The following is a 14,772-nucleotide window of genomic DNA, read 5'->3' on the forward strand; positions in this document are numbered from 1 at the left end:
AAGGGATTTTGATATTTCTGTACCTACTTCTTACCTGAAAATAAAACTCTGTTTTTGACCACGTCTGTTAATGATACCTAACTTTTCAATGTTATCACTAAAGTCGCTACCGTATTTATTTTTTAATTTAGAAATGTCTTCGACACTATTAATAGTTACATCGTTGATGTCGGTAATAATATAGCCTTTATTCAGACCGATTTTTTGGTACAACCAGTAGTTGTCATTCTTGGTCACCATGACTCCATGGTCAATATTGTATTCATCCTTAATATCCTGTGACATGTTTTTTACCTGAATATCCATAAATTCCAAGGTCATAATTTCGCTATTGGAAAGTTTGACAGGTAATATATTGGTATTACCGTTTCGGATGAAAGATACTTGTACAACATCGCCTGGTCTTTTGGTATTGAGATATCCTGTTAAATCGGCAAACTTGGAAATCTTCACATTATCAATTTGCGTAATGATATCGCCTTTTTCAATTCCAGCATTTTGAGCGCCCGACTTTTCTTCAACCGAACTGACGTAGAAACCTTCGGTGTAATCCAATTCCAATTTTTCAGATGACTCTCCATTAAGGCTCAATCCTGAAACCCCTAAAATGCCATTTTGTACATCGCCAAATTCCATGATATCCTCTATGACTTTTCTGGCAATATTACTGGGTACAGCAAAAGAGTAACCTATGTAGGATCCTGTTTGAGAGGTAATAGCTGTATTGATACCTACTAATTCGCCATTTTCATTTACTAAAGCACCACCCGAGTTACCAGGGTTTACAGCGGCATCGGTTTGGATAAACGATTGGTAATTTTGACCTGAAAGATCACGGGATTTCGCACTAATGATTCCTGCCGTTACGGTTGAGGTCAGATTAAAAGGATTTCCAACAGCCAGAACCCACTCGCCAATCTTGGCTTGGTCTGAATCACCAAATACAATGTATGGTAAATCCTCATCTGCTTCTATTTTTAGAAGCGCTATATCGGTTTTAGGATCTGTACCAATAAGTTTGGCATCATAAATCTTATTGTCATTTGTAGTAATTGATATTTCTCGGGCGCCATCAATCACGTGATTATTGGTTATGATATAGCCGTTTTTGTCAATAATGACACCGCTTCCAGTACCTATTTGAGGACGCTGTGAACGTCTGCCATAAAAGAAGTCCTCTAAAGTAGTTGGGCTTGATACAATAGCCGTGTTTTTAACATGGACTACAGCGTGGATAGACTTGTCTGCAGCATCCACAAACCCAGGAAGGGCATTTACATTGTTTAAGTTTGTATGCGTGTAACTGGTTGGTATGAAATTAGGTTGTTCCTCACTGTGAGTAATCGTGTTTTCAGTGTTGTTTTCAACAAATAATTTGTAGGCGGATAAACTAATAAATCCACCTAATACCGAAACAAATACTAAAGTTGCAATCTTTTTCATGTTTTAAATTGTTTTAATTAAATGAATAACGATTAAAATTAATTTTTTATTGAAACATAATTTGATATTTAACTTTTTTTAACGTCAGAATTAACGCCTATTTAACAAGGTTTAAAACGTGATAATATTCATATATTTGCCTTGCATTATGACACTGACATTTTATAAATATCAAGGTACCGGAAATGACTTTGTAATCATTGACAATCGGCAGTTGATTTTCGACAAAAATGATACCAAACGGATTAAGCATTTATGTGACAGACGTTTTGGCATTGGAGCCGATGGTCTTATTTTACTTGAAAACCATGATACTTTGGATTTTAAGATGGTGTACTTTAACTCTGATGGTAACGAAAGCTCTATGTGTGGAAATGGCGGTAGATGCATTGTAGCCTTTGCCAATTTTTTAGGTCTGATTGATAAACAGACATCTTTTCTGGCCATAGATGGAGAGCATCAGGCGGTTATTGAGAATGGAATCGTTCGTTTGCATATGCAGGATGTCAATAATATTGAAAAACATGAAAATCATGTCTTTTTGAATACAGGTTCGCCACATCATGTAGAAATGAATGATAATCTTCCAGAATTAAATATTAAGTCATTGGGTTCAAAAATTAGATATGGTGCGCCATATTTTGAAGCTGGTAGTAATGTGAATTTTGTGAGTAAGCGGTCTAATGACAATTTTTCAGTCAGAACCTATGAGCGCGGTGTCGAAGACGAAACATTATCCTGTGGTACTGGTGTTACAGCTGTGGCTTTAGCCATGCATGCCATTGGAGAGACAACAACAAATGATGTTACCTTGCATACACCTGGAGGTGATTTAAAGGTGTCCTTCAAGCAAAGTGGCGACAGCTATGTTGATATTTGGTTACAAGGACCAGTCGTCATGGTTTTTAAAGGGGAGATTTCATGGTAACGCTCAAGGGAGAACATATTTTTTTAAGGGCATTAGAGCCAGAAGACCTGGAGTTTATCTATGAAATAGAGAATGATGAAAATCTATGGGAATTAAGCAACACGCAAACACCGTACTCCAGATATTTAATAAAACAATATCTCGAAAATGCCCACAAAGATATTTATGAAGTGAAGCAGTTGCGATTGGTTATTTCAGATTACAACAATCAAACTCTGGGACTCATTGATTTATTTGATTTTGACTTTAAAAATAAACGTGCTGGTGTGGGTATTTTAATTAAGTCAGAAAGTAATCGCTATCAAGGACATGGAAAGGAAGCTTTAAAATTATTGATTGATTATAGTTTTCAACAGCTACAATTACATCAACTTTTTTGTAACATTTCAGAGGAAAACGAAGCCAGTCTTCAATTATTTAAGGGACAGGGATTTGTCGAGGTTGGATTGAAGCAAGATTGGAATTTTGATGGCAGGACATTTAAGAACGAATATGTATTACAACTAATTAATTAAGTAAATGTATATCAAAAAAATACTTTGGGCTATAGCATTGATTGGGTTGGCAGTAGCGGCCTATTTTGCCTACTATGTGTATAGTGCGATGTTTGAGCCCAATACAGCTTTCAATAATGAAGAAGCCTATATTTATATTCCTACTAACGCCAATTATGATGAGGTTCGCGAGCAACTTATACCATTACTAAAAGATATTAATGGATTTGATGCTCTAGCTGAACGTAAGCAATACACGACAAACGTAAAAGCAGGTCGTTATGCGATAAAAAAGAATATGAATAATAATGATATTATTAATTCCATTAGGATAAATAATTTACCGATAACCGTAACCTTTAATAATCAGGAATCTTTAGAGAATTTGGCGGGTCGAATTGGTTCGCAAATAGAAGCTGATAGTCTGTCTTTAATTCAAGCCATGAAAGATGAGGCTTTTTTGGCTGAAAATGGCTTTTCCAATGTAACGGCTTTGGGAATGTACCTGCCGAACAGTTATGAATTTAAATGGAATACATCTGCGGATCAGTTTCGGGAGCGCATGCTAACTGAATACAATCGATTTTGGTCTGAAGAAAAAAAATCTCAAGCTAAATCTTTAAACATGACTCAAAATGACGTTATGACTTTGGCTTCAATTGTTTATGAGGAATCCAAAAAGAAGGAAGAACAACCGCGCGTGGCTGGCGTATATATAAACAGATTACGAGCTGGTATTCCATTACAGGCAGACCCTACACTGAAGTTTGCTGCTTATCAATTACCAGAATATCAAAACACAGTTATTAAAAGAGTCCTTAACAAGCATAAGGAAATAGAATCACCGTATAACACTTATAAATATGTGGGATTGCCACCAGGATTAATCACGATGCCTGATATTTCTGCTATTAATGCTGTTTTAAACCATGAAAAGCATACTTACCTGTATTTTGCTGCTGATGCACAACGTATCGGCTATCATAAGTTTGCTAAAACATTAAGTCAGCATAATGCCAATGCACGTGAGTATCAACGTTATTTATCATCACAAGGCATTTATAATTAATATTATTGAGACAGCTTTGGATAAATAGTGTTGCTTGCTTTTTTGTGTTTTTCTCATATTCACAATCTCAAATAACCCTGTTTCTTAAACCCAGTGATTCTCTAAACAAACCGAGAAGGAATGCTGTGATTATTACCGAGGCCAGTTTAGGGGCATTGTCATTATTGGCTTTAGACCAATTATGGTATCAAGATTATCCGCGTTCCAAATTTCATACCCTTAATGATAACAGCGAATGGTTACAAATGGATAAGCTAGGCCATGTGTATTCTGCCTATCAACTAGGTCGACTGGGAGCTAGTGTACTCAATTGGAGTGGTGTCAGTGAGAAAGATCAGCTGATTTACGGAGGGACTTTGGGATTTACTTTTTTAACGGCCGTTGAGATTTTTGATGGTTTTTCAGAAGAATGGGGATTTTCTTGGGGCGATATGGCTGCTAATGCCGCAGGAACAGGCTTGTTTGTTGGTCAAGAGTTGTTGTGGAAAGAACAGCGTATCACAATGAAGTATTCGTTTCATCAAACCCAATATGCTTCTCAAAGACCAGAAAAACTAGGAGAAGGGCTTTCAGAAGAGTTTTTAAAGGATTATAATGGGCAAACTTACTGGTTGAGTTTTAATGTGCATTCTTTTATAAAGAATGACAAAATTCCCAAATGGCTGAATGTTGCTTTTGGATATGGAGCCGATGGCATGTTGACAGGTGATAATGAAACGTTAAATGGTACTTTTGTGAATCAAAATAGAGTCCGGCAATATTACTTGAGTTTGGATATTGATTTGACCCGAATAAAAACAAATTCTCATGTTTTGCGATCGATATTCTGCGTTTTTAATACGATAAAAGTACCATTCCCAGCTTTGGAGTTCAACGAAGAAAAAGGCATTTTACTACACGGAATCTACTTTTAAGGTACTTAATCGATTAATTTTCAATATTTAAAAAAACCTCATACCTTTGCACGCTGAAAATTTCAAAACATTTTTCCCTCAAGAAATGTGTTGAAGAAATTTAAAATTATGAGAAAAAATATTGGAAGTCTAATAGCCCTATCGCTTACAATATGTGTCTTATTATTCAGTTCGTTTAAAACGAATAAAGCGATTACATCTAATGATTATTCTGCTAATACATTGTCATACCCAAATGTCAATGAATTAGATCCTTCGGAATCGACCATGTTACCACTTGAAAAAACGTATAAACCATTCTCTCCAACTTTGGGGAAATCGTTTGTAGGTTTCAAAGAAGCTCTTGGTTTTAAAGAGTCAGGTGGCGATTATTTTACAGTAAACACCTTTGGATATTTAGGAAAGTACCAATTTGGTAAAGAAACCCTTAAAATGATTGGTGTTTATAATCTAACACATTTTTTAAACAATCCAGAAATCCAGGAAAAGGCATTTTTAGCAAATGCGGAACGTAACAAATGGATTTTAAGAAAGGACATTGACAAATTTGTTGGAAAAACCATAAACGGTATTCACATTACAGAGTCTGGTATTTTAGCCGCTGCTCATTTAGCAGGTCCAGGAAATGTCAAAAAATATTTGAGAAGTTATGGTGCTGATGTATTTGCAGATGCATTTGGAACTACCATCCAGCATTATATCAAAAAGTTTTCTGGTTATGATACCTCAATAGTAAAGCCTAATAGAAAAGCAAAAGTGGAATTAAAAGCTTAATTTTAGTTAGTTTTTATGAATTATAAACAGTGCTGGTCTTTTATGAAGGTCAGCACTATTTTTTTTCCAATTTCTTACTGTTTTCGTTTTTATATATTCTGTTGGTAATGTAATATCACAAGCAACACAAACGAATGTATTATCATTTAGGGTTTTGCAGATATCCTCCAACATGGTATTATTTCTATAAGGCGTCTCGATAAATAATTGGGATTGATTTTGTTGTTGGGATAATTTTTCCAATCGCAGTAGTTCTGATTTTCGGGCATTCTTATCGATAGGCAAATAACCATTAAAAGCAAAACTCTGTCCATTCATGCCCGAGGCCATTAAGGCCATAATAATTGAAGAAGGACCTACCAGAGGAATAACTTGAATATTTTCTTTGTGGGCCAAATCAACAATATCGGCTCCAGGGTCAGCAATAGCTGGACAGCCTGCTTCAGATAACAAACCAATGTCTTGGCCATTCAGACAGCTTTCAATAAAGGTAGGTAGTTCTGAAGGGTCAGTATGTTTATTAAGCGTATATAGTTTGAGTTCAGAACTGTTTCTTTGAAGGGCTTATTTTTTTAATGAATCGTCTGGCCGATTTTTCATTTTCAACAATAAAAGTATCTAATTTTTCAATGGTATTTTTGACAGTAATCGGTAATACTTCCAATGGATCGTTGTCACCTAATGTTGTAGGGATTAAATACAGTTTCCCAAGTTTGTTTGTCATTAATTGATAACTAATTTTTTAATTTCTTTCGATGATTTATCCGAGATGATTTCTGTAAGATACACACCTTTAGCTAGATCTGTAGTATTGATTTCTGCTTGAGTTAGACCATTAAAATTAATGGATTTGACTATCTTACCAGGTAGCGAGTATATATTAACAGTATTGATGGCTTTATTATTAATAGACTCAATAGTGATAAATCCTTTAGCTGGATTTGGATATAAACTAAACGTAGATTTTGAATATTCATCAATACTTAAGCTAGCATCGACAATATGATATATATTTCCTGAATTTCTACCAGCAATATATAATTCGCCATCAATAGCCTCACCAAAAGTTGTCCATCCATTACCTGTAAATTGATTTGAAAATGCCATGTCCCATCCACTTCCATTAGGAGTCAATGTGCCTATTTCGTTACTACAATAATCGGCAAAAAAGTAAAGTCCGAAAAAATTAGGATAAAGTATGCCTCTATATCTGTAGCCTCCCGTAATGGAGCACTTAAATGGACCATTTCCAGAATGCGTATATTGTGCCACAGGAAAGGTTAAGGTGTTTGCATCTGGGCATCCAGAAGTATTGTAAGTAGCATTTCCTTCATAGCAACGCCAACCAAAATTTTCACCTCCTGTAGAAGTAGACTCTACAAAATCAATTTCTTCAATGTTTCCTTGGCCAACATCACCAATCCACATGTCATTTGTTTGACTATCGAATGAGAATCGCCATGGATTTCTTAAACCATAAAACCAGATTTCATCAAGGGCAGCTCCATTGCCAACAAATGGATTATCTGCAGGAATGCCATAGTTATTTCCACCTTCAGCACTATTTATGTTAATACGAAGCATTTTTCCCAACATGGAATTTAAATTTTGTGCATTGTTGTTGGGATCTCCACCCGAACCACCGTCACCAGTAGCAACATATAAGTAGCCATCATTTCCAAAAGCTAAATCGCCACCATTGTGATTTGAAAAGGGTTGTGTGATAGTCAATATAATATCTTCGGTATTGGGGTCGGCTATATTGCCATCAGGAGGATTTGCAATAAATCGCGACACAACTGTATTACCGCTATTGTTTATATAGTTTACGAAGAAAAAGCCATTGGACATATATTGTGGATGGAAAGCTAAACCTAAAAGGCCGCGTTCATTTCCAGTGTCTATCACCCTGGAATCGATATCCAGAAACGGTGTAGCATTAACAGATCCATCAGAATTGACTATTTTAATAACGCCACCCTGCTCGACAACAAATAATCTACTGTCACCAGCATGTTTTATACTCACAGGGCTATTGAAGCCAGATGCAAATAAATCAATATCAATCTCTTGAGAAAAAACAGCGAAACTTAAAAAAGTTGCTATAAAAAGTAGGGTAGTGTTTCTTGTTTTCATGTTTTTTGGCGTTTTGCTACCAAATTACAAAAAAAGAAACGAATTAGTAAGAATTAATTTTCTCGCTGCCTGATGAGTTTGGCTGCAATTTCTTCACAGGCCTCATCCAGCATTTTAAACGTAGCTTCAAAACCTTGAGGACCTCCTGTATAAGGGTCAGGAACGCTATGGTTTTGATTTGGATAAATTTCATTCAAAATGTAATTTACTTTTGAAATATCTTGTGCATTTCGAGCTAGTTTGATCACATTTTCGAAATTTGAATTATCCATGACATAAATCATATCGAATTCATCAAAATCTCTGACGCTAAATTGTCTGCCTCGCTGATTGGTAATATCAAGTCCGTACTTTTTAGCGACATCAATAGAACGTTGGTCTGGTAAATCGCCAATATGGTAATTGCCTGTACCTGCGGAATCTACTATGTACCCTGAATCTGGGAGTTTAGACTTTAGGATGCCTTCAGCCAATGGTGAGCGGCAAATATTACCCAGGCAAACCATGAGTACTTTTGTCATAATGGAGGAATTTATACCGACAGTTTTTTAGTTAAATCTTCAACGTATTTTCTAAACTGCTTATCAGTAGATGATAAATTGTCAACTGTTTTGCAAGCATGTAAAACAGTAGCATGATCACGTTTTCCAATTTGTGAACCAATACTGGCAAGGGACGCTTTGGTGAACTTTTTGGCAAAGAACATAGCTAATTGTCTGGCTTGCACAATATGACGTTTTCTGGTTTTAGATTGCAAAGTGTCAATATCCATTTGGAAATAATCAGAAACAATTTTCTGGATGTAGTCAATAGAAACCTCACGTTTGGTATTCTTTACAAACTTTTCAACAACTTGTTTCGCTAATTCAGTTGTGATTTCCTTTTTATTAAATGATGATTGCGCAATTAAAGATATGATAGCACCTTCCAATTCTCTGATGTTGGATTTTATGTGTTTGGCAACGTATTCAATAATTTCTTCTGGCATTTCAACACCATCGCGATACAACTTATTCTTTAAAATGGAAACACGAGTTTCAAAATCTGGGCTTTGCAGTTCGGCAGAAAGACCCCATTTGAATCTGGATAGTAATCGTTGTTCAATATCCTGCATATCAACAGGAGCTTTATCACTAGTTAAAATAACTTGCTTGCCATTTTGGTGTAAGTGATTGAATATGTGAAAGAAAACATCTTGTGTTCCAGATTTTCCTGACAAGAATTGAACATCATCAATAATTAATATGTCAATGATTTGATAAAAATGAATAAAGTCATTTCTATTATTCTTTTTTACAGAATCAATATATTGTTGGGTAAACTTTTCAGCTGAAATATATAATACCGTCTTCTCCGGGTATTTGTCCTTTATATCAACACCTATGGCATGTGCCAAATGTGTCTTTCCTAAACCAACACCACCAAATATCAATAACGGATTAAAAGAAGTTCCTCCTGGTTTTGCAGCCACAGCTAAACCAGCACTTCTTGCCAATCGGTTGGAGTCACCTTCTAAAAAGTTCTCGAAATTATAATTAGGATTGAGTTGAGATTCTATTTTTACATTACGGATCCCAGGAATGATAAATGGATTTCGTAATTCTGGACTTTTATTATTTAACGGGATATCAACATCTTGAGCTTTTACTGCTGTTCGATTGGAACTCGGGATTTTTTCAGTAAATGGTTGTTTATTGCCATAGGTGTTTTCCATTTTGATGATATACACCAGTTTGGCGTTTTCACCTAATTGCTTGGTTAGGGCAACTTTTAATATTTTAACATAATGTTCCTCAAGCCATTCGTAAAAAAACTTACTAGGCACTTGGATACTTAATGCATTATCGGCAAACTTAACTGCTACTATAGGTTCAAACCATGTTTTGTATGCTTGCGGTTGAATATTATCCTTTATGAATTTAAGACAATTTTCCCATACCGATTGCGCAGTTTTACTCATTCTTTAAGTTGAAATTTACTAGTTAGTTAGTCTAAGAGATGTGGATTTCCCTCGTTGATTTTTAGCACGACAAATATGTGAACAAAATTCTAAAAAAAAAAATGATAGGCTATTGAATTTTTAGAAATTTTTTCGCATGTTTAAAGCCATGCCTAAACTACAAAAAAATATTTAAAACAACCTATGTTTTTCGATGAAATCCCAATAAGAGTGAGATATGGTGAAACGGATCAGATGGGAGTCGTGCATCATGGCAACTATGCATTGTATCTTGAAATGGGTCGAACAGAGTGGCTCCGAAAAAAAGGAATTTCGTATAAAGAAATGGAAGATGATGGAGTCATGTTACCAGTAATTTCCATGAATTTAAAATTCAAAAAGTCAGCCCTTTATGATGAGGTAATTAAAGTAAAAACAATACTACCAAAATTGCCTTCTGTTAAGATAGAATTTGATTATGAAATTTATAATGAAAATGGCGATTTGTTAGTTTCTGCTAATACGGTTTTGGCTTTTATTGACATGAAAACAAAACGACCTATCAAGTGCCCTGATTATATTTTAGAAAAACTACAGAGTTAGCTCTTGTATTTCGACGCCATATATGCTGTTAAAGGAATTGTATGTCTTATCAGCTTGTTTAAGCCTTACTGAAATGGTAATCTCGCATGTCAGTTCCAGTTTTTGATCTACAATCTTGAGATTTTTCTCTTTAATCAATCGCATGACCTTATTCATGTCCTTATATTCAAAAGCGATGAGATATTGGACATTAATGGTCTTTGTAATGATTTCTGAAGCTTCCAAAGCTAATTGCGCAGCAGATTTATAAGCATTTATTAAACCACTGACACCCAATTTAACACCTCCAAAATAGCGTACTACCACAATTAAAATATTTGTAACATCAAATGATTGTATTTGTCCATATATAGGCATGCCGGCACTGTTGTTGGGTTCACCATCATCATTAGCTCTGAATTGAATGGATTTCTCTGTTTTTCCTAACTGACAGGCATAGCACCAATGTCTTGCCGAATGATGCTGCGCTTTTAATGTTTCCAAATGTTGCTTGATGGCTTCTTCAGACGTAACAGGAAAAGCATACCCGAAAAATTTGCTGTTTTTGTCTTTGAATAATACCTCCTCGGAAGGCAATTTAATGGTTTTGTATGTGTCTTTAACTTTCAAATTATGCTAATGTAACCAATAGAATTGAAAGTATGGCCATGCCAATTCCTAACCAGTTTTTTAAGGATAATCTTTCTTTGAACAATAATAGACCAACAATCCCTGAAAGCATGACGATGGCTACGTTATTTACAGTAAAAATTGTTGAACTCTCTAGTGATTCATGGTCCAAAGCTTTTAGTAAATAATAAATGGATGCATAGTTCACAACACCCAAAATGGAGCCACCTAGAAGACTCAATTTGTTCAATTTAAACGTGCCATTAAACTTATTAAATATTAAGAGGGAAACACCAATAATGGCTGCGCAACCAAAAATTGTAGCTGAAAAAAGCGGGATTCCATTATCTTCTACATAAAATGTTTCTAAATATTTAATCGATGTATCTATGATTCCAGATCCCAAAAACACTAAAAATGGAAACAAAAGATTGTTTTTGATTCGAATTTGGGATTTTGGTTTAAGTGAGACCAGTACCACGGCAACTAAAGCTAAAATGACACCTAATAGTTTTTGTAATCCAGTGCTTTCGCTATAAAGATAAATTCCAAAAATGACTGGGATGACAACACTCATTTTTGTAGCAACCGAGGCCACTGATACACCATTTCGTTGTGAAACAATGGCCATCATGTTGAATATGCTTATGAATAAAAAACCCAAAACAATGGCGCCCAAAAACCATTTAGCATTCCAAATTTCAGAAAGATTAAACTTTTTGGTGCTTAAACTCAGACCGAGAATGAAGGCCGTTATATAATTTGTGACAATAGCCTGAAGCGTATTTATTCGAAAACGATCAAACAATTTAAACAACACGAAAATGGCTGTTGAGGATAAGATGCTGAATAACAGATAAATCAAAACAACTCCTGTTTTATGGAAAATAAATCCGTGATATCTTGTGAGGTTTCATCAATGTTCCAAACGTGAAAACCCATATTTTTTGCCGTCATAGTATTATCAGTAGTGTCATCAATAAAAAGGCATTCTTTTGGATTAAGGTTGTTTTCATCCAACACAAATTGAAAAATATCGTTATTAGGTTTTCTTAATCCAATTTCATGAGACAAATAAAATTGGTGAAAGCTGTTCTTAAAAATTTCATAGAAAGGAACATTTTCTTTAATCCAATTAATATGCAATTCATTGGTGTTACTCAACAAAATGAGTTGATAATCTTGTTTTTTGGCTAAATTGTCAATAAAGTGCAATCGGCGCCTTGGAAAATCCTTCAATATATAATTCCAGGCTTCTAAAATCTGTTCTCTTGTCAGGTTAGGAAAGGTTTTTAGGTAAAATAACATAAAATCTTCTGATGTTATTTTGCCTTGCTCATACAATTCATTGGTATGAATCATTTGTGGCGTAAATTGATTAAGCTTAAAGAGATTTAAGGCATTGTCCATAGCGCCTTTTTTATCCAGGTTTATAAAAACGTCACCAAAATCAAAAATCAAGGCTTTAATCATTGATATAAATTTTTAAAGTATCATTTAGTAAAGTACTGGATGTATTAGGTTTGTAATCGAAATGTGGTGATGGAGTACCATCTTTTAATAACATAGGTCCTGTAAAAATGCGCGCTTCATCCCAAAGGTTCGCATTAATAAACGATTGCAGTGTTTTAGAGCCTCCTTCAATGATGACCGATTGAATGTTTTGGTTATATAAATAAGAGCAGATGTTTGCGGGAACATTGTTCTTAAAATCGATTTCTTGATCTGAAATAATAATGGTGGTTGCTTCTTTATTAAAAACGTTCAAATCTGAAGGTAATTTTCGGGTTCGGTCCAAAACGATTCGAATCGGGTTTTGTCCTTGCCATTTTCTGGCCGTTAAACTGGGATTGTCGTCAATGGCTGTTTTGGTGCCAATCAAAATTGCTTGCTCTTGTGTACGCCATTTATGTACCAATTGTTGAGAAGCGCTATTGGATATCCAAAAAGGTTTGTTTTGGAGTTTGCTTTTTGGAGAAATAAATCCATCTGCACTTTGAGCCCATTTCAGAATAATATACGGTCTTTTTTTATTATGAAACGTAAAAAAACGCTTGTGATGTTCTTTACAGGCATCTTCCAATACCCCAACAATTACTTCAGATCCCGCATTTTTGAGTCTTTCTATGCCTTTCCCGGCAACTTTGCTATGAATATCAATAGTTCCAATGACAACTTTGGGGATTTTATATTCCACTATTAAATCGGCACAAGGAGGTGTTTTTCCAAAATGGCTGCAAGGTTCCAAAGTCACATATAGCGTCGCTAATTTGAGGAGCTCTTTATTGGTGACAGACTCAATTGCGTTGACTTCGGCATGAGGGCCACCATACGGACCGGTATATCCTTCGCCAATAATCGCGTTCTCGTGAACAATCACGCAGCCTACCATAGGATTTGGAGCGGTTGTTCCCAATCCGTTTTTGGCAATTTCAATACAGCGTTTTATGTATTTTTCATGTATCTTCACAGGCGTAAAAATAACACATTATAGTGAGCAATAATAATATTGTTATACGGGAAATAACCAAACGAGATGATGAGCAAATAGCTCAAGTCATTCGAAGTGTTTTGATTGAATTTGGAGTTCCAAAAGTAGGTACGGCCTATGCAAACAAATCATTAGATATCATGACCGACACTTATAAGGATAGTAAATCCATCTATTATGTCATTGATTATGAAGGTCGCATTATTGGCGGTGCAGGAATTGCACCCTTGGATAACTTTGATGGCAATGTTTGTGAGCTTCAAAAAATGTATTTTTTACCTGAAGCCAGAGGGAGAGGTCTTGGTTCTTTAATGATGGACTCATGTTTAAAAAAAGCTAAAGAGTTTGGTTTTGAAAAATGTTACTTGGAGACCATGCCTTATATGGATGACGCCAGAAAATTATATAGTAAGTCTGGATTTGAAAATTTAGAGCAGCCATTAGGAGACACGGGTCATTACTCATGCAATGTATGGATGATAAAGAATTTGTAATAATCTGAAATATGTTGCTGAAAGACATTCAAACAATATTTCATAAAGAATTAGATGCCGAATATGGTAATCATGAAGTCGCTAGTTTTTTTTACATCCTCATCAAACATTTTTTGGATTTGGATCGAATTTCATTAGTGCTTGAACCACAATTAACCATCTTAAAAAAAGAAGAGGAGCCGTTATTTGATGCGTTGTCCAGATTGAAGAAACATGAGCCTATTCAGTATATTATTGGTGAAATAGAATTTTTTGGACTGAATTTTAAAGTCAATCAACATACCTTAATTCCAAGACCAGAAACAGAAGAATTGGTTGAATGGATTATTAATAATGTCACTTCGAGTGAAGTAGAAAAGTCTCTTGATATTTTGGATATTGGGACAGGAACAGGGTGTATTGCCATTACACTAGCTAAAAACCTTCCAAATGCTCAAGTTACAGCGATTGATATTTCTGAAAGCGCTTTGCAGATTGCCAAACAAAATGCTTTGGATAATAAGGTTGAGATAACATTTATTAAAGCCGATATTCTAAAGAAGGATGACATCGATTCTAAAAACCGAAAATTTGATATAATTGTCTCTAACCCACCGTATGTGAGACAGCAGGAAAAATCTGAAATGAAACTTAATGTCTTGGATTATGAACCAAGCCAAGCATTATTTGTAGCAGATGATAATCCATTACAATTTTATAAAGCCATTACCGAGTTTGCTGTTGATAATTTAAAAGAAAATGGGCTGCTATTTTTTGAAATTAATCAATATCTTGGTCAGGAAACCAAACAGTTACTAGCTGATTATGGTTTTAAAAATTGCCGCCTCAAGCAAGATATTTTTGGGAATGATAGAATGTTAATAGCCTCTAAATAAAAC

At 35.1% G+C, this 14,772-nt stretch carries 16 protein-coding genes and 1 pseudogene; 8 read left to right on the top strand and 9 right to left on the bottom strand.

The genetic code is table 11. The annotated features are described in order from the left end of the window. Nucleotides 1–30: 30 nt before the first annotated feature. Complete coding sequence (locus ACKXGU_RS13355; protein WP_463465769.1) at nucleotides 31–1,443, bottom strand: trypsin-like peptidase domain-containing protein; 1,413 nt, start codon at nucleotides 1,441–1,443, stop codon at nucleotides 31–33. A 148-nt stretch (nucleotides 1,444–1,591) separates the two neighbouring features. On the opposite strand from ACKXGU_RS13355, the gene dapF reads away from it, so the two are divergent. The 5 genes from dapF to ACKXGU_RS13380 all read left to right on the top strand — a co-directional run bounded on the left by dapF (nucleotide 1,592) and on the right by ACKXGU_RS13380 (nucleotide 5,622). Then, nucleotides 1,592–2,371, top strand: a complete 780-nt coding sequence (gene dapF / locus ACKXGU_RS13360; RefSeq protein WP_463465770.1) for a diaminopimelate epimerase — start codon at nucleotides 1,592–1,594, stop codon at nucleotides 2,369–2,371. After that, entirely contained in the window at nucleotides 2,365–2,886 is a 522-nt protein-coding gene (locus tag ACKXGU_RS13365) for a GNAT family N-acetyltransferase (protein WP_463465771.1), read from the top strand. The genes dapF and ACKXGU_RS13365 overlap by 7 nt, the downstream gene beginning before the upstream one ends. 4 nt (nucleotides 2,887–2,890) lie before the next feature. Then, a complete protein-coding gene (gene mltG / locus ACKXGU_RS13370) occupies nucleotides 2,891–3,934 on the top strand; it encodes an endolytic transglycosylase MltG (protein ID WP_463465772.1) in 1,044 nt (347 codons plus the stop codon). Nucleotides 3,935–3,939: 5 nt separating this feature from the next. Next, nucleotides 3,940–4,848 (top strand): DUF2279 domain-containing protein, encoded by a 909-nt coding sequence (locus ACKXGU_RS13375; RefSeq protein WP_463465773.1) that lies wholly within the window; start codon nucleotides 3,940–3,942, stop codon nucleotides 4,846–4,848. A 108-nt stretch (nucleotides 4,849–4,956) separates the two neighbouring features. Next, entirely contained in the window at nucleotides 4,957–5,622 is a 666-nt protein-coding gene (locus ACKXGU_RS13380) for a peptidoglycan-binding protein LysM (protein ID WP_463465774.1), read from the top strand. Nucleotides 5,623–5,628: 6 nt separating this feature from the next. On the opposite strand, the pseudogene ACKXGU_RS13385 reads toward ACKXGU_RS13380, so the two are convergent. The 4 genes and pseudogenes from ACKXGU_RS13385 to dnaA form a co-directional block, all read right to left on the bottom strand. Then, nucleotides 5,629–6,346 (bottom strand): annotated as a pseudogene (locus ACKXGU_RS13385) (SAM-dependent methyltransferase). Continuing rightward, a complete protein-coding gene (locus tag ACKXGU_RS13390) occupies nucleotides 6,346–7,758 on the bottom strand; it encodes a PQQ-dependent sugar dehydrogenase (RefSeq protein WP_463465775.1) in 1,413 nt (470 codons plus the stop codon). Before ACKXGU_RS13390 ends, ACKXGU_RS13385 begins: the two are co-directional and overlap by 1 nt. A gap of 53 nt (nucleotides 7,759–7,811) precedes the next feature. Then, nucleotides 7,812–8,279, bottom strand: coding sequence for a low molecular weight protein-tyrosine-phosphatase (locus ACKXGU_RS13395; RefSeq protein ID WP_463465776.1), 468 nt, complete (start codon nucleotides 8,277–8,279; stop codon nucleotides 7,812–7,814). Between the two features lie 11 nt (nucleotides 8,280–8,290). Next, nucleotides 8,291–9,718, bottom strand: a complete 1,428-nt coding sequence (dnaA, locus tag ACKXGU_RS13400) for a chromosomal replication initiator protein DnaA (protein WP_463465777.1) — start codon at nucleotides 9,716–9,718, stop codon at nucleotides 8,291–8,293. A 183-nt stretch (nucleotides 9,719–9,901) separates the two neighbouring features. Between dnaA and ACKXGU_RS13405 the strand changes: the two genes are divergently transcribed. Continuing rightward, nucleotides 9,902–10,300, top strand: a complete 399-nt coding sequence (locus ACKXGU_RS13405; protein ID WP_463465778.1) for an acyl-CoA thioesterase — start codon at nucleotides 9,902–9,904, stop codon at nucleotides 10,298–10,300. On the opposite strand, the gene ACKXGU_RS13410 is transcribed toward ACKXGU_RS13405, so the two are convergent. Genes ACKXGU_RS13410 through ribD form a run of 4 tightly spaced genes read right to left on the bottom strand, consistent with a single transcriptional unit; the run spans nucleotide 10,289 to nucleotide 13,379 of the window. Continuing rightward, entirely contained in the window at nucleotides 10,289–10,909 is a 621-nt protein-coding gene (locus ACKXGU_RS13410) for an IMPACT family protein (protein WP_463465779.1), read from the bottom strand. The two genes, ACKXGU_RS13405 and ACKXGU_RS13410, sit on opposite strands and share 12 nt — an antisense overlap. Nucleotide 10,910: 1 nt before the next feature. Then, nucleotides 10,911–11,774: an EamA/RhaT family transporter gene (locus tag ACKXGU_RS13415; protein WP_463465780.1), complete on the bottom strand. Its 864-nt coding sequence runs from the start codon at nucleotides 11,772–11,774 to the stop codon at nucleotides 10,911–10,913. Continuing rightward, a complete protein-coding gene (locus ACKXGU_RS13420) occupies nucleotides 11,771–12,382 on the bottom strand; it encodes an HAD-IA family hydrolase (RefSeq protein WP_463465781.1) in 612 nt (203 codons plus the stop codon). The genes ACKXGU_RS13415 and ACKXGU_RS13420 overlap by 4 nt, the downstream gene beginning before the upstream one ends. Next, entirely contained in the window at nucleotides 12,375–13,379 is a 1,005-nt protein-coding gene (ribD, locus tag ACKXGU_RS13425) for a bifunctional diaminohydroxyphosphoribosylaminopyrimidine deaminase/5-amino-6-(5-phosphoribosylamino)uracil reductase RibD (protein WP_463465782.1), read from the bottom strand. The genes ACKXGU_RS13420 and ribD overlap by 8 nt, the downstream gene beginning before the upstream one ends. A gap of 23 nt (nucleotides 13,380–13,402) precedes the next feature. Here ribD and ACKXGU_RS13430 point away from each other — a divergent pair, with 23 nt between their 5' ends. Both ACKXGU_RS13430 and prmC read left to right on the top strand, forming a co-directional pair. Continuing rightward, nucleotides 13,403–13,894 carry a GNAT family N-acetyltransferase gene (locus tag ACKXGU_RS13430; protein ID WP_463465783.1) on the top strand — a complete coding sequence of 164 codons (492 nt, stop codon included), beginning with the start codon at nucleotides 13,403–13,405 and terminating at the stop codon, nucleotides 13,892–13,894. Nucleotides 13,895–13,905: 11 nt separating this feature from the next. Further along, complete coding sequence (prmC, locus tag ACKXGU_RS13435) at nucleotides 13,906–14,769, top strand: peptide chain release factor N(5)-glutamine methyltransferase (RefSeq protein WP_463465784.1); 864 nt, start codon at nucleotides 13,906–13,908, stop codon at nucleotides 14,767–14,769. Nucleotides 14,770–14,772 lie beyond the last annotated feature (3 nt).

It is taken from the genome of Hanstruepera sp. CR43 (assembly GCF_055227665.1).

What these genes read in the sequence shown, in the direction of transcription:
- ACKXGU_RS13355 (WP_463465769.1), bottom strand. Translation starts at nt 1,443, where the DNA reads ATGAAAAAGATTGCAACTTTAGTATTTGTTTCGGTATTAGGTGGATTT.
- dapF (WP_463465770.1), top strand. Translation starts at nt 1,592, where the DNA reads ATGACACTGACATTTTATAAATATCAAGGTACCGGAAATGACTTTGTA.
- ACKXGU_RS13365 (WP_463465771.1), top strand. Translation starts at nt 2,365, where the DNA reads ATGGTAACGCTCAAGGGAGAACATATTTTTTTAAGGGCATTAGAGCCA.
- mltG (WP_463465772.1), top strand. Translation starts at nt 2,891, where the DNA reads ATGTATATCAAAAAAATACTTTGGGCTATAGCATTGATTGGGTTGGCA.
- ACKXGU_RS13380 (WP_463465774.1), top strand. Translation starts at nt 4,957, where the DNA reads ATGAGAAAAAATATTGGAAGTCTAATAGCCCTATCGCTTACAATATGT.
- ACKXGU_RS13390 (WP_463465775.1), bottom strand. Translation starts at nt 7,758, where the DNA reads ATGAAAACAAGAAACACTACCCTACTTTTTATAGCAACTTTTTTAAGT.
- ACKXGU_RS13395 (WP_463465776.1), bottom strand. Translation starts at nt 8,279, where the DNA reads ATGACAAAAGTACTCATGGTTTGCCTGGGTAATATTTGCCGCTCACCA.
- dnaA (WP_463465777.1), bottom strand. Translation starts at nt 9,718, where the DNA reads ATGAGTAAAACTGCGCAATCGGTATGGGAAAATTGTCTTAAATTCATA.
- ACKXGU_RS13405 (WP_463465778.1), top strand. Translation starts at nt 9,902, where the DNA reads ATGTTTTTCGATGAAATCCCAATAAGAGTGAGATATGGTGAAACGGAT.
- ACKXGU_RS13420 (WP_463465781.1), bottom strand. Translation starts at nt 12,382, where the DNA reads ATGATTAAAGCCTTGATTTTTGATTTTGGTGACGTTTTTATAAACCTG.
- prmC (WP_463465784.1), top strand. Translation starts at nt 13,906, where the DNA reads ATGTTGCTGAAAGACATTCAAACAATATTTCATAAAGAATTAGATGCC.